The 13,655-nt window shown below is 61.1% G+C and carries 11 protein-coding genes and 1 pseudogene; 10 read left to right on the forward strand and 2 right to left on the reverse strand.

Annotation, left to right across the window (positions count from 1 at the left end):
* The first annotated feature begins 82 nt into the window (after window positions 1-82).
* The 7 genes and pseudogenes from SSPSH_RS06565 to SSPSH_RS06590 all read left to right on the forward strand — a co-directional run bounded on the left by SSPSH_RS06565 (window position 83) and on the right by SSPSH_RS06590 (window position 6,497).
* Window positions 83-1,444 carry an amidohydrolase family protein gene (locus SSPSH_RS06565; RefSeq protein ID WP_006912889.1) on the forward strand — a complete coding sequence of 454 codons (1,362 nt, stop codon included), beginning with the start codon at window positions 83-85 and terminating at the stop codon, window positions 1,442-1,444.
* Complete coding sequence (locus tag SSPSH_RS06570; protein ID WP_006912890.1) at window positions 1,431-2,636, forward strand: MFS transporter; 1,206 nt, start codon at window positions 1,431-1,433, stop codon at window positions 2,634-2,636. The genes SSPSH_RS06565 and SSPSH_RS06570 overlap by 14 nt, the downstream gene beginning before the upstream one ends.
* A gap of 76 nt (window positions 2,637-2,712) precedes the next feature.
* Window positions 2,713-3,771, forward strand: coding sequence for an ABC transporter substrate-binding protein (locus SSPSH_RS06575; RefSeq protein WP_202962132.1), 1,059 nt, complete (start codon window positions 2,713-2,715; stop codon window positions 3,769-3,771).
* Between the two features lie 197 nt (window positions 3,772-3,968).
* Window positions 3,969-4,988 (forward strand): isopenicillin N synthase family dioxygenase, encoded by a 1,020-nt coding sequence (locus SSPSH_RS06580; RefSeq protein ID WP_006912892.1) that lies wholly within the window; start codon window positions 3,969-3,971, stop codon window positions 4,986-4,988.
* A gap of 230 nt (window positions 4,989-5,218) precedes the next feature.
* A pseudogene (locus SSPSH_RS19850) lies at window positions 5,219-5,563 on the forward strand (2-oxoglutarate and iron-dependent oxygenase domain-containing protein); the annotation flags it as partial.
* A gap of 12 nt (window positions 5,564-5,575) precedes the next feature.
* On the forward strand, window positions 5,576-6,202 hold the full coding sequence (locus tag SSPSH_RS19410; protein ID WP_244263497.1) for an isopenicillin N synthase family dioxygenase: 627 nt from the start codon (window positions 5,576-5,578) through the stop codon (window positions 6,200-6,202).
* Window positions 6,203-6,305: 103 nt separating this feature from the next.
* Window positions 6,306-6,497 (forward strand): rubredoxin, encoded by a 192-nt coding sequence (locus SSPSH_RS06590; RefSeq protein WP_006912894.1) that lies wholly within the window; start codon window positions 6,306-6,308, stop codon window positions 6,495-6,497.
* A gap of 181 nt (window positions 6,498-6,678) precedes the next feature.
* Here SSPSH_RS06590 and SSPSH_RS06595 read toward each other — a convergent pair whose 3' ends face one another.
* Window positions 6,679-8,772, reverse strand: a complete 2,094-nt coding sequence (locus SSPSH_RS06595) for a putative bifunctional diguanylate cyclase/phosphodiesterase (RefSeq protein WP_006912896.1) — start codon at window positions 8,770-8,772, stop codon at window positions 6,679-6,681.
* 182 nt (window positions 8,773-8,954) lie between these two features.
* Window positions 8,955-9,815: a crotonase/enoyl-CoA hydratase family protein gene (locus tag SSPSH_RS06600; RefSeq protein ID WP_006912897.1), complete on the reverse strand. Its 861-nt coding sequence runs from the start codon at window positions 9,813-9,815 to the stop codon at window positions 8,955-8,957.
* A gap of 201 nt (window positions 9,816-10,016) precedes the next feature.
* On the opposite strand from SSPSH_RS06600, the gene SSPSH_RS06605 reads away from it, so the two are divergent.
* The 3 genes from SSPSH_RS06605 to SSPSH_RS06615 all read left to right on the forward strand — a co-directional run bounded on the left by SSPSH_RS06605 (window position 10,017) and on the right by SSPSH_RS06615 (window position 13,610).
* On the forward strand, window positions 10,017-10,925 hold the full coding sequence (locus SSPSH_RS06605; protein ID WP_021031517.1) for an acyl-CoA thioesterase: 909 nt from the start codon (window positions 10,017-10,019) through the stop codon (window positions 10,923-10,925).
* Between the two features lie 313 nt (window positions 10,926-11,238).
* A complete protein-coding gene (locus SSPSH_RS06610; protein WP_006912899.1) occupies window positions 11,239-12,726 on the forward strand; it encodes a SulP family inorganic anion transporter in 1,488 nt (495 codons plus the stop codon).
* A gap of 26 nt (window positions 12,727-12,752) precedes the next feature.
* Complete coding sequence (locus SSPSH_RS06615; protein WP_006912900.1) at window positions 12,753-13,610, forward strand: universal stress protein; 858 nt, start codon at window positions 12,753-12,755, stop codon at window positions 13,608-13,610.
* Window positions 13,611-13,655: the final 45 nt, after the last annotated feature.

A 13,655-nucleotide genomic window follows, 5' to 3' on the forward strand; every position in this document is an offset into this window, starting at 1 on the left:
GCCGCGTGCGAGTGTGCGCGGCCTTTTCTATTCACTTGGGCGACGTCGAACGACGCGGCCCGCTCGCGTTATGGAATGACTCATGACGAATTGGCTGATCAAGAACCCTATCGATGTACTCAACGGCGCGCCCGGACGCGACGCGCGCGTCGGTGGCGTGGATATCCGTGTGCGCGACGGCGTGATTGCCGAGATGGCGCCTGGCCTCGCGGCTGCGGCCGATGAGACGACGGTCGATGCCAGCCGATGCGTCGTCTATCCAGGCTGGGTTAACACGCATCATCATCTGTTTCAGGCGGTGCTCAAGGGTGTACCCGAGGGTATCGACAAGCGCTTGTTCGACTGGCTGCGGTTGGTGCCGTATCCGCGGCTGACGCGCTTCACACCGGAATTGCTGCGCGTGGCCGCGAAGGTGGGCCTGGCCGAGCTGGCGCTGTCGGGCACCACCACCTGTGCCGATCATCATTATCTCTATCATCGCGACGGCGATCCGACCATGGCCGACGTGTTATTTGAGGTGGCCGAGGAAATGGGCCTGCGGTTCGTGCTGTGTCGCGGCGGTCAGACCCAGCCCGCCGCGCATCCGGGCTATCCGAAGGATCTCGCTCCTGAGACGCTGGATCAGTTTCTTGGCGATATCCAGCGCTTGCACGGTCGTTTCCATGACCCGGCGCCGAATGCCAAACAGCGGGTGATCATCGCCCCGGCCACGCCGACGTTCTCGGTCTCTCCCCAGGATCTGCGTGTGATCGCGGCCGAGGCACGGCGCATGGGCCTGCGCCTGCACTCGCACCTGTCGGAAACCGAAGGCTATGTCGATTACTGCGCCGAGCACTACGGTATGCGCCCGGTGGAATTCGTCGCCGAGCACGACTGGGTCGGCGAGGACGTCTATTACGCGCATATGGTGCACGTGGACGAATCTGAATTCTCGATCCTGGCGCAAACGAAAACAGGCATTGCCCACTGTCCACAGTCCAATGCCCGCCTCGGCAGCGGCATTGGCCCGATTCCGGCGATGGCCGAACGCGGTATTCCCATTTCCATCGGCGTGGACGGTGCGGCCTCCAACGAGGCGGCCGACATGATCAGCGAAACCCACGAGGCCTGGCTGGTACATCGCACGCGCATGGATGCCGCGGCCACCCACGTCGAGGACGTGGTGCACTGGGGCACGCGCGGCGGCGCCGAGATTCTAGGCTTGGATGCGATCGGTACGCTCGCGGTCGGCCAGGATGCGGATTTGGTGCTCTACGATCTCGACGCGCCGCGCTATTGTGGTATGCACGATCCGGCGATCGCGCCGGTTACTTGTGCTGGCACGCCGCATATCAAGCTGTCCATGATGCAGGGCCGCACGATTGTGGATGACGGCGTTATTCCCGGGCTTGATATGGGCGAACTCGCACGCGAGGCGGCGGCCGCGGTACGTGAACTCGTCTGAATTCGCACAAACCGATCGTGGCTCGCCGGGTAAAGACGGCTGGCGACTGGCGGCGATCTTCGCGGTCAGCTCGCTCACGGTCATGTCCAGCGCCTGTATCGCGCCGGCCTTGCCCGGTATCGCTCGGGCCTTCGGCAATACCGATACGGCTGCCTTCTGGGTACGGTTGTCGCTAACGTTCCCGACGTTGTTCAGTGCTATTGGCGCGCCGCTGGCCGGCCGTGCAATCGACCGTTTTGGGCGTCGTCAGCCGTTGATACTGGCGCTCGTGTTCTACGCGCTCGCGGGCACGTCGGGCGGCCTTGCAACGAACTTAGTCTGGCTGATCATCAGCCGCGCGCTGCTGGGTTGTGCGATCGCGGTGATCATGGTCACCGCGATCACTTTGATAGCGGATTATTACGACGAAGCGGCGCGCCGACGCGTGCTCGGCTGGCAATCCGGGGTGATGTCGGTCGGTGGCTTCATCTATCTTTGCCTGGGCGGGGTACTGGCCGATATCAACTGGCGGGTGGCGTTCGCGATCTATGCGGCATCATTGGTCATCTTGCCGCTGGTGCTATGTCATATTCGCGAGCCCCGGGCCGAGTCGCGCCGCGATGCCAGCCAAACGACTGGCGGGCAGCTGCATTTTCGGCTGCTGGTGCCGACGATGCTGCTGGCATTCGCTGGCATGGTCGCGTTCTATATGGTTCCGGTGCATCTGCCGTTCTACCTGCACGAGCTCGATCCGGATATATCGGCCTTTGCTACCGGTTGGGCGGTCGCCTTCATGCCGTTGTCGGTCGGTGCAGGTGCCATGGTCTATGTGCGTGTGCGCCGTGTTCTAGAGGCGACGGCCACCTTCGTGCTGATCTTCGTGCTGGTGGGGTTAGGCTACCTATGGATTGCTCAGGCGCCCGGTTACGGGTCGATTCTCATCGGCTTGGTGATCGGCGGCAGCGGGGTCGGGCTGTTGTTTCCGCATCTGTCGAATACCGCCAGCGATTGCGCCAGCGGTAGCCAACGGGGCCTGGCGCTGGGTCTGGTCAATACCGGTATTTTCACCGGGCAGTTCGTCTCTCCGCTTGTGACACAGCCGCTGCTCGAAACGGTGGGGGTTGACGGCGCCTATGGCGTCGCCGGCACGACATGCCTGGGTATTGCTCTTTTGTGCTGGTTCGGTGCGCGGTCGTCGGGCCGAGCACGGTAATAGAGCAGGCCAGCATGGCGTCTGCTCACCAGGCCTATGAAGTATCAGCTGCTGGGACACGGGACGATCAAATCCGATGGCACATGGTTTGCATGCAACGTTGCATTGGGTAACGCTGGGATTGATGATGAAGTACAACTTCGAGTGGCTGCGTTTTCGTCGCAACCGCGTAATGGTTCAAGGCGCGATCGCTGTTTTGTCGCTTAGCGCGGTATCTGCGGTGTCGGCACAGGAGCTCGACGAAGTCACGGTCGGGATGAGCTGGTATGCCCAGGCCGAGCACGGTGGCTTTTATCAGGCCAAAGCCGAAGGGATTTATGAGAATCACGGCCTCGACGTGACGATTCGTGACGGCGGGCCGAACGTTAACGGCATGCAACTGCTCATGGGTGGTGCGACTGATTTTCAGACCGGCTACAGCCTGAATACGCTCAATGCTGTCAAACAAGGTATTCCTTTGGTCACGATCGCAGCGATCATGCAAAAGGACCCGCAGACGCTGGTCGCCCATAAGGGCGTAGGCCACGACAGCCTGGAGAAACTCAAGGGCGAGCCCATCAAGATCCCAACGGCCGGGCGCGTTGCCTATTGGCCCTGGCTGAAAGCCAAATATGATTACAGCGATTCCCAGCTGCGACCTTATGACTACAACTTCGGTCCGTTCGTGGCTGACGAACAGGCCATCCAGCAAGGCTATATTACCAACGATGGTTATTTCCTCGCGCAGGCAGGTGCCGAGGCTCAGAGTATTTTGCTGGCGGACAACGGCTGGAGCCCATACGCCTATACGATCGATACCACGCAACAAACGATCGATGCTCAACCGGAACTCGTCCAGCGCTTCGTTGACGCCACCGTCGAAGGGTACCGCCGCTATTTCGAGAACCCCGCGCCCGGTAATGCGCTGATTCAGGAGCGCAACGCCGATCAGGCCGACGCATTGCTTGTCTATTCGCTCGACAAGATGAAGCAATACGGCATCGTTAAGTCCGGCGACGCCGAACAATACGGCATTGGCGCCATGAGTGACGCGCGCTGGCAGACATTCTTCCAGCAAATGGTCGACGCCAAGGTGCTGCCCGCCGATCTCGACTATGAAAAAGGCTACGCGCTCGAGTTTATCGACCATCCTTGAGCTACGGCATCCATGCCAGAACGGGCGAGGCAGATGGGGCAAAGTGGACTAGGTGTGTCCGCCTGTTCGCGTTTGCCCCCGGTTCGCCGATCCCGGAGGAGATGGGGTAGCGACATGCCGCTCGATGCACGAATCACAGTCCTGGCGGAACAGCGCCTGGCGGCCATATCGACCCTCGAAATAGCGAGAACAAGCTTATGAGTCGTTCCATATCGCCGGCCGACGACATGCACGCTCCTGGGCGCAAGGTAGGCCTCGACGAAGTGCCGATAGTCGACTTCGCGCCGTATCTGAGCGGAGACCCGGACGGTGAGCGCAGGGTCGTCGCTGAAGTCGATCACGCCCTGCGCGAGATCGGTTTCATGTATGTACGCAACGTCGGCTTTCCGGCGGCCCTGCGCGATGACACCTTCGCGGCCATGCGGCGTTTCTTTGCCCGCGATGCGGGCTATAAGCAGCGATTGGCCTGGCTGACGCCCGAGTCGAACCGCGGCTATGTCGGTCCAGGTGTGCAGGCGCTGGACCCTCGTCGGCCGGGTGATCTCAAGGAAGCCTTTGATACCGGTGCCGAAGCGCAAGGCGCCGACGCCGCGCATGTGCCGTCGAATCGCTGGCCGGCGGATGATCCGTCGCTTCGCGCTACCGTGCTGGCGTACTACGAGGCATCGCTGGCGGCTGCGAAGATCATCCTGTCCGCAATGGAGCGAGCGCTGTCGATCGCGCCCGGGACATTTACCGCAACCCACGATGCCTATGCCAATACGCTACGACTTCTACATTATCCGCCGGTGCCGCATGCCGGCCCGCAAGAAAATCAGATTCGTGCTGGCGCGCATACCGATTTCGGCAGCATTACCTTGCTGAGCCAACACGGTGAAGGCGGGTTGGAAGTACGCAACAAGCGCGGTGAATGGTTGATGGCCCCGGCGATCAATGACGCGATGATCATTAACACCGGCGACTGCATGCAGCGTTGGACCAACAATGTATTCCGCTCGACCGGCCACCGCGTCGCGCTGCCAAATGGTGTCGATACGAATACCTCGCGCTATTCGATCGCCTTCTTCTGCTCGCCGGCAGCGGACACCACCATCGAGTGCCTACCCGGCTGCGAGCGCGCCGACGGCAGCGCGATATACCCGCCAATCACGGCCGGTAAGCATATTCTCAAGCGGCTCAACGAGACCTACGGCACACGCGACAAGGCGCGCAAATGAAGCCGATGGCCGCTGCCGCGCCGGGGTGTCGTCGAACCACGAAACAGAAGGAGTCTTCGACTTACTGACGCTCAAAACTCTTGCGCGCGTCGCCCGGCGCGATTTCGGCGTGGCCGATCGAATCAAACTATTCGATAGCACGCCTTTTATTCCACCGATCCGGTTTCGGCGGCCAGAAGGCAGGCGACTGCTTTCGAAAAACCGGTTCCTATATGCCAGGAGTACAGACGATGGCAACCGCCAATGCCCACCACGCTGTTACCGATCTGCCGGTACCGGTTATCGATTTTTCTGCATTTACTGGCGGCGATACTAGCCGCCAGGCAGAGACTGCTGCCGAAATTTCGCGCGCCTGTCGCGAGATCGGATTCTTTTATCTGAAGCATCATGGCGTCGATGCTGCGCTGCTCGACGAGATGTTCGCCGCGTCGGCCGAATTCTTCGATCAGCCGGCCCAGATAAAGCAGGACGTTGCCTGGCAGTCTGCGGAAGAAAATCTCGGCTACGTCGCTATCGGCCGTGAAAGCCTCGATCCGAATCAGCCGGGCGATTTCAAGGAGGCGTTCAATATCAACGAAGATGATGCCATGAGCGGCGAGCACGCCCAGCGTCATCCCGCCAACCGCTGGCCACCGCGACCGCAAGCTTTCCGGCCCGTGATGGAGCGTTTCTTTCATGCCTGTGTGAATACTGCCGATGCGGTATTGCACGCCTTCGCCATCGCGCTGGAAACGCCCCGGGAATTCTTCGTCGAAAAACATGCAGCACACGACCACACCATGCGGGTGCTGCACTATCCGGCGTTGGGCAAGGCAGGCCAGGACGATGCCGCGAAGCCGCGTGCCGGCGGGCATACCGATTACGGCAGCATCACCCTGTTATTCCAGGACGATGTGGGGGGGCTGGAAGTGCGTACCCTTGACGGTGAATGGCGCTTTGCGCCGCCGATTCCGGGCACCGTGCTGATTAACACCGGCGATCTCATGCAACGCTGGACCAACGACGTGTTTCGCTCCACGCCGCATCGCGTCGGTGCATCGTTGGCTGAAAATGCTGAGCGCGATCGCTATTCGGTGGCGTTCTTCTGTCATCCCGATATGGACGCCGAAATCGCCTGTCTGGACAGTTGCCACGGCGAAAGCAAGCCGGCGAAATATCCGCCCATCACGGCGCACGAACATCTCATGGAGCGCCTGGGTGCAACCTACGGCTGAGGCCTGACGCACGTTTTCTAAAGTGTAAGCATCTCTGCCCATGGTCGGCCTTTGTCGATTGCGGGCTTACTGCGGCCTTGCCGTCGACCAACAAATTATTGCTATGAGTAAAACCCCGAACGCCGAGGATCTCGGCGGCAAATGGATCTGTATCGTCTGTGCCTTCGTTTACGATCCCGTCGAAGGCGACCCGGACTCGGGTATTGAGCCGGGCACGCCGTTCGCGGATATCCCCGATGATTGGGAATGTCCGGACTGTGGCGTGACCAAAGATGATTTCGAGCCAATGGATTAGACTCTGTTGCGCGCTGCACTCTTCGCGCTCGAACCGAACGATTATCTCGGCGTCGCGGCCGTACCACTTGCGCTGCTGATAGGCCTAATACCGATCGCTGTCGGGTAGTTTGGATTCGGCGTTTTGGTCGATTTCGTTAGCTGTCGCACTGCAATTGATCAGTTCGCGCAACGCGCGTTTTCTATTGCTGAGGCCGGGTTCTGATACGCGTTGAGCGGTTTAAAAAAGCCGAAAAGGCATCCGCGTCGACGGCCGGGCTGAACAGATATCCTTGCACCTGGTCGCAATGAAGCTCGGCGAGTGTGCTCAGCTGTGATTCGAGTTCCACGCCTTCGGCGACGACGTCGAGCTTGAGGGAGTGGGCAAGATCGATGATCGACCGCACGATCGCATTGCCATGATCGACGTTTTGGCCCAGGCGTGCGACGAAGGCGCGATCGATCTTGAGCTGGTCTATCGGCAGGTCCCGCAGGTACGACATGCTCGACAAGCCCGTGCCGAAGTCGTCGATCGATATACGAATGCCGAGGTTACGCAATGTGCCCAGCGTATCCAGGGCCTGTTCTATCTCCGGAACCGCAGCGGTTTCGGTGATCTCGCAGATCAGATCTCTTGCGGAAAGCTCGAATTCAGACAGCATCGAGGCGATGAAATCGGGCAGGTCGGGGTCACGAAGACAGCTGGCCGACAGGTTGAACGCAATCGGCGGCACCAGCAGTCCCTTGCTGCGCCAGTCGCGCATGTCGGAACAAATAGCACGCAACATGCAGTTTTGTAGATCACTGATTTGGCGAGATCGTTCGGCGATGGCGATAAACCGATCCGGCGGGACGAAACCCTCGGTCGGGTGCTGCCAGCGCGCTAATGCTTCGGCGCCGACCAGTCGGCGTGTACGTACGTCGTACTTGGGTTGGTAATACGGCAGGATCTGCCCGCGATCGATCGCGTTACCTAGCTCGTTCTGAATCGTGACATCACGCTCTACGCGCTGGGCCAGCTCGGAGGTGAAGAACGCATATTGATCGCGGCCGGCCCGTTTGGCGCTGTACATCGCCATGTTGGATGCCGTAAGTAGGCCGGACGCGTCGTAGGCATCGATGGGGTAGCGGGCCACGCCAATGCTGCCCGAAAGACGTGTCTGCCCGTAGTCGATTTCTCGGATGAGCGCGAGCAAACGCTCGCAGGTCCGATGTAACGTGCGGCTGCCGACATCGCCTGTCATCAAGATCAGGAACTCGTCGCCGCCGACACGAGCAACCGTATCGCTTGGCGGTGCGGATTGGCTCATGGCATGGGCCAGGCGCGTGAGCAGGGTATCGCCGGCGTCGTGCCCCAGGCTGTCATTGACCAGTTTGAAACGGTCCAGGCCGATATGTAGGAGTGCGACCCGCTGACGATCCGTGTGCGCTGACTCGATCGCCTGTTCCAGGCGTTCGCGCAGTAGTTGTCGATTGCCGAGGTTGGTGAGCGGGTCGTGACGGTTGGCGTGGTGCAGTTGCACATTGGCCATCTGAAGCGACTGCACAAGTTGTGCGGTTCGATTTTCCATGCGTCGATCCAGCGCGATGGCCACGAGCATGGTTGCGAGCAGAAGCAGGCTTGTATTGCAGATCAACAAGGCAAGCCAGCGCCAGTCCAGTTCGCTGGCGGCCGCGCTCGTGCTTGAGGCCGGGAAATCGGCAGCCTGCATGCCCGTGTAATGCATACCGGCGACGCCGATACCCAGCAGCAGCGCGCCGGCAGACTTGCGCCCGAACTCGCTCAGCCCCCCGGATGTCGGCAAAGCGAAGCCGATGCGTAAAGCCCAGGCACAGGCCGCCAGCACGATGGCGATCGACACCGCGACCCACGCTCGGTCGTAGAGGACGGCCGGCGTAATATGCATGGCCGACATACCCAGGTAGTGCATGGTGACGATCGCACCGGCCAAGGACAGGCTGCCGCCGAGCAGCCGGGCCAGGGTCAACCGTTGATGGGCCAGCAGCGCCAGCGCCACGAGCGAACCCATGACACTCAAGAGCCAGGACAAGGCCGTCATGTCGGCTCGGAAGCCGATATCGATGGGTAGCTCGAAGGCAAGCATGCCAATGAAGTGCATCGACCAGATGCCGGTTCCCATGGCAATAGCGCCGGCGGCGAGCCAGCCATAGAGCAAAACACCCTGCGTCGAGCGTATGCGGCCGACCAGATCGAGCGCCGTATAGGAGGCCACGACCACGATCACAAGTGACGCCGCAACCAGTCGATCGTCGTAAGTCCCGATTAAAAAATCCATCCCCGCCCCCACAGCGCGTCGCAACATTTGTCTGGGCTGTCTTCCGGTTCGTGCGGCTGCGACTCATCCGTTTATAGGGAGTACGACTTTTTTTGTCTACAACGCATTGGAATCGAGCCCGGTGCGGACGCACCGGGTCTTTCGCTTGGCTTATCGGCTACGACCACGTTTGCGCTCTGGATTCATTCGAACGGCGGCTCATGCTGCCAATCGAAAAAATCCGGCATATCAGTCGATACACGGTTGGGGAACTTCGCCGGGCGCTTTTCCAGGAATGAAGAAACCCCTTCCTTGGCGTCGTCCGAGCGACCGCGGGCGCGAATGGCCTGGCTATCGATACGGTGGGCATCCATCGGATGGCCTTCGGCGTGCATGCGCCATAGCAGCTGGCGTGTCATCGCAATCGATACCGGCGCGCTTTCGTCGGTGAGTTCATGGGCGAGCGCTACGGCAGCACCATAGAGATCGTCGGGTGCATGCAGCGAACGCACGAGGCCTCGCTCATGTGCTTCGGTGGCGGGGAAAACGCGGCCGGAGTAACACCATTCCAGGGCGGTCGAAAGCCCGACTGTGCGCGTGAGAAACCACGACGAGGCGGCTTCGAGTGTGATGCCGCGGCGCGCAAACACAAAGCCGAACTTTGCGTTGTCGGCGGCGATACGGATGTCCATGGGCAGCTGCATTGTCGCACCGATGCCGACGGCGGCGCCGTTGATTGCGCCGATCACGGGTTTGAGGCTGCGAAAGATACGCAGGGTCACCTGCCCGCCGCCGTCGCGCCGGCCGTCCACGCCCTTGCGTTTGTCGTAGTCGAAGGTATCGCCGCCCGACGACAGGTCGGCGCCTGCACAAAAGGCGCGGCCCCGCCCGGTGACAATCACGGCGCGCACGTCGTCGTTGGCGTCGGTGTGATCGAAGGCCGCGATCATTTCGTCTTTCATCTGCGGCGTGAATGCGTTCATTTTCTCGGGCCGATCCAGCCAGAGGGTGGCGATTCCGTCTTCGATGTCGAGTGAAATCGTGGTGAAATCCAAAGAGCTCATGGGCTATCAGCCTCCTTTTTATACGCTTGTTCTACCGGTAAGCGGCGGTGTCGGCATCATCGCATCGCCACGGCCTAGAGCCCATGCCGGTTAATGGAAAAATCGCGATATTGCGCGAGCACGACATGCAAGCGGTGTCGTTGTCGGGTGATAATCACGGGTTTTCAAGCGCTGAAACGGCTCGGCACCAAGGAATCGATCGTGAAATTGCAATCCTGGCAAAGCGACCCTGAGCGCTACGATTTCCGCCATACGCTTGTGCCGCAATACAGCCATATGGATACCATTCGCCACGTCAATAACGTTGCGGCGCATGGTATGCATCTCGAGGTCCGGGTGCGTCATCAACTGGCGGTGCTTGGCCAGGAGAGCCTCTTCTCGGACGACGTGTTGCTGCGCCCGCAACGCACGGTTACGCATTTTCTGCGTGAAACCCATTTTCCGCACGATGTACTGTGTACAGCGCGTCTCATCGCCGTCGAGCGCGACGGGTATCACGTGGCTACGGCTTTGTTTCAGCAGGGTGAATGCGTTGGCGTACAGCAGGCTTGGATTGGGGCATGGGAACGTGATGGCTGGCGGGCGCTGCCGCCTGCGACTTACGACGCGCTCGTAGCGCCGCTCTCGGCTACGCCGGCAACGATAGACGACTGGCCTGAGAAGCCGCTGACGCAGGTCGATATGAGCGACTATCCGGTGGCCGCCGAAATTTCCGGTCGCTATGCCGATCTCGATCCGGATGTCGTGATCGGCGAACTCGCCATATCGCGTTTCGCCGAGCAATCCCGAGCCGGCACGCTCAAGCCGATTCGTAACGACCCTGCGCTGGGCCTGCTGGTGGCGAGTGTCGATCTGAGCTATCACCACTGGCGCCGTGGGGCGGCGGCTGCGCAGGTCACCTGCGGCGTTGAGCGAATCGGCAACAGCTCGTTTGCGCTGGCTGGAGCCGTCGCCGTAGATTCGGTGCGTCTGGCCAGCGTGCGCAGCACGATGGTGCTGATCGATCGTGCGCAGCGCCGACCGACACCGATCGACGCGCCGCTGCGGCGAGCGATGGGACCTTTATCCATCGATACGCACGCGGTTCAAGCGTGTATGGGCGAATCGTGAACGACAGCGTGGCCCGTTTCAGCAGCACGCCGCACGGCCTGCCTCGCAGGAGTCGGGCGGCTTCTGCTAATATCCGCGCGCTCGGCGCGCCGGCCTCGGTGCCATATCGTATTCAGGTTGGCCGACCCGACCGAGCATAGCCGCGCCAACGCATTCGCGATTGTCAGCTCGTGCGCCCACGGTTGCTGGCTCGGCGCTTGCTTACCCGAGAAGAAGACATACGCCCGGCGCTGTTAGATCCAGCGCAACGACACCGTCGCCGCGCCACACGGCCGTGCGGGCGCGCCGTGTCGTCACGCCAGCACGAGACACGATGATTCAATCGATACGACAAACCTGGTTTTCCAACATTCGCGCCGACGTGCTCGCCGGTACGGTGGTCGCCCTGGCGTTGATCCCAGAGGCGATTGCCTTTTCCATCATCGCCGGGGTCGATCCGAAGGTCGGCCTCTATGCCTCCTTCTGTATCTGCGTGGTGATTGCGTTCGCCGGCGGGCGCCCGGGCATGGTGTCGGCGGCCACGGGGGCGATGGCGCTGCTCATGACCACGCTGGTGGCTGAGCACGGCCTGCAGTATCTGCTGGCGGCGACCCTGCTTACCGGCGTGCTGCAGATTGTTGCTGGCGTACTACGCTTGGGCGAGCTGATGCGGTTCGTGTCTCGCTCCGTAGTCACGGGCTTCGTCAACGCACTGGCCATTCTCATCTTTATGGCGCAGCTGCCGGAGCTGACCGGCGTGACCTGGCATGTGTATGCCATGACCGCGGCCGGTCTGGGCATCATCTATCTGTTTCCCTACGTGCCGGTCATCGGGCGCATGCTGCCGTCGCCGCTGATCTGCATTCTCGTGCTCACCGGCGTGTACATGGCCAGCGATCTGGGTATCAACACGGTCGGCGACATGGGTGAGCTGCCGGATACGTTGCCGGTCTTCCTGTGGCCCGACGTGCCGCTGAATATGGAAACGTTCTGGATCATCCTGCCGTATTCGATCATGTTGACCGTGGTCGGCCTGATGGAATCGATGATGACGGCCACGATCGTGGACGATCTCACCGATACCGGCAGCGACAAGAACCGCGAATGTCGCGGCCAGGGCATCGCCAACATCGGCGCCGGCCTGCTGGGCGGCATGGCCGGTTGCGGCATGATTGGCCAGTCGGTGATCAACATCAAATCCGGCGGGCGGACCCGTCTGTCCACGCTCACCGCCGGCATCGTGTTGCTCGTCATGGTGGTGTTTCTTTCCGACTGGGTGTCGCTCATTCCCATGGCCGCACTCGTGGCGGTGATGATCATGGTCTCGATCGGCACTTTCAGCTGGGAGTCGCTGCGGGACATGCGCAAGCACCCGATGAGCACGAATGTGGTGATGGTTACGGTGGTCGTCGTCGTGGTGGCGACCCACAACCTGGCGATTGGCGTGTTCGTGGGCGTGCTGCTGTCGTCGCTGTTCTTTGCCAACAAGGTCGGCCGGCTGCTTTATATCGGCAGTACCGAAACTGACGATGGGCGGTCGCGCGAATATGAAGTGGTCGGGCAGGTATTTTTCACCTCGGCCGAGCAATTCGTGGCCGGCTTCGATTTCAAGGAAGCGCTCGATCATGTGCGTATCGACCTGCGGCGCGCGCACTTCTGGGATATCACCGCGGTCGGCGCGCTCGACAAGGTCGTACTGAAATTCCGGCGCGAAGGCGCCGAGGTCGATGTGGTGGGGCTTAACGAGGCCAGTGCCACGCTGGTCGATCGTATTGCTGTGCACGACAAACCCGACGCTGAGAAACTGCTCGGCGGCCATTAGCACCCACAAGAAATCGAGGAGATGTCATGAGCGAGCGCCACGTCACCGCATGTATTGACGGTTCGGCTTATTCGCCCGCGGTGTGCGACGCAGCCGCCTGGGCCAGTCTGCGCCTGGGTATCGGGCTGACTTTCGTGCACGTCATCGACAAGGCCGGCCGAGTTGCCGAGTCCGATGTGAGCGGCCAGATCGGCCTGGGTTCGCGCGAACATCTGCTGGCCGAGTTGGCCCAGCTCGATGAACAGCGTGCCCGCCTGGAACGCGAGCAGGGCCGGCTCATGCTCGAAGCCGCCTGTGAGCGCGCTGCTGCGGACGGCGTTGCCAATGCCGCATCACGCCAGCGCCATGGCGCGCTCGCCGAAACTCTGGTCGAACTCGAGGGTGCGACACGCCTGCTCGTGATCGGCAAACGCGGCGAGACGGCAGACACGGCGCACGAGCATCTCGGCTCGAATCTCGAGCGCGTGATTCGTTCGTTGCATTGCCCGATGCTGATCACGCCGCCCGGCTTTACCGCGCCCAAGCGGATTGTCGTCGCGTTTGATGGCAGTCGGACCTCGAAGGCGATGATCGAACGTATTGCTGCCAGTCCGCTGTTTGCCGATGTGGTGTGCCATCTGGTCTTTGTCGGTGAGGCCAGCGACGAATGCCGAAAGAAACTGGACGACGCCAAGGCTGCGCTCGACCGTGTGTGTGCCCAAGTGACCATCGCCGTCCTCGACGGGGAAGTGGAAGCCAGTCTGCGAGCCTATGAGCAGTCCAACGATATCGACATGCTGGTTATGGGCGCCTATGGCCATTCGCGTATTCGGCATCTTCTGGTTGGCAGTACGACCACCGAGATGATTCGCCGCGCGACGCTGCCGGTGCTGATTCTGCGCTAGCGTGCGTTAGCCGCAGGCAAGAAAAAGGGGCGATTTATCGCCCCT

Origin of the sequence: Salinisphaera shabanensis E1L3A, assembly GCF_000215955.2 — a bacterium.
Taxonomy (GTDB): Bacteria; Pseudomonadota; Gammaproteobacteria; order Nevskiales; family Salinisphaeraceae; genus Salinisphaera; species Salinisphaera shabanensis.

Coding starts and splice junctions, on each gene's coding strand:
- SSPSH_RS06565 (WP_006912889.1), top strand. CDS start 83: ATGACGAATTGGCTGATCAAGAACCCTATCGATGTACTCAACGGCGCG.
- SSPSH_RS06590 (WP_006912894.1), top strand. CDS start 6,306: ATGAGTAAAACCCCGAACGCCGAGGATCTCGGCGGCAAATGGATCTGT.
- SSPSH_RS06600 (WP_006912897.1), bottom strand. CDS start 9,815: ATGAGCTCTTTGGATTTCACCACGATTTCACTCGACATCGAAGACGGA.
- SSPSH_RS06580 (WP_006912892.1), top strand. CDS start 3,969: ATGAGTCGTTCCATATCGCCGGCCGACGACATGCACGCTCCTGGGCGC.
- SSPSH_RS06595 (WP_006912896.1), bottom strand. CDS start 8,772: ATGGATTTTTTAATCGGGACTTACGACGATCGACTGGTTGCGGCGTCA.
- SSPSH_RS06575 (WP_202962132.1), top strand. CDS start 2,713: ATGGCACATGGTTTGCATGCAACGTTGCATTGGGTAACGCTGGGATTG.
- SSPSH_RS19410 (WP_244263497.1), top strand. CDS start 5,576: ATGAGCGGCGAGCACGCCCAGCGTCATCCCGCCAACCGCTGGCCACCG.
- SSPSH_RS06615 (WP_006912900.1), top strand. CDS start 12,753: ATGAGCGAGCGCCACGTCACCGCATGTATTGACGGTTCGGCTTATTCG.
- SSPSH_RS06610 (WP_006912899.1), top strand. CDS start 11,239: ATGATTCAATCGATACGACAAACCTGGTTTTCCAACATTCGCGCCGAC.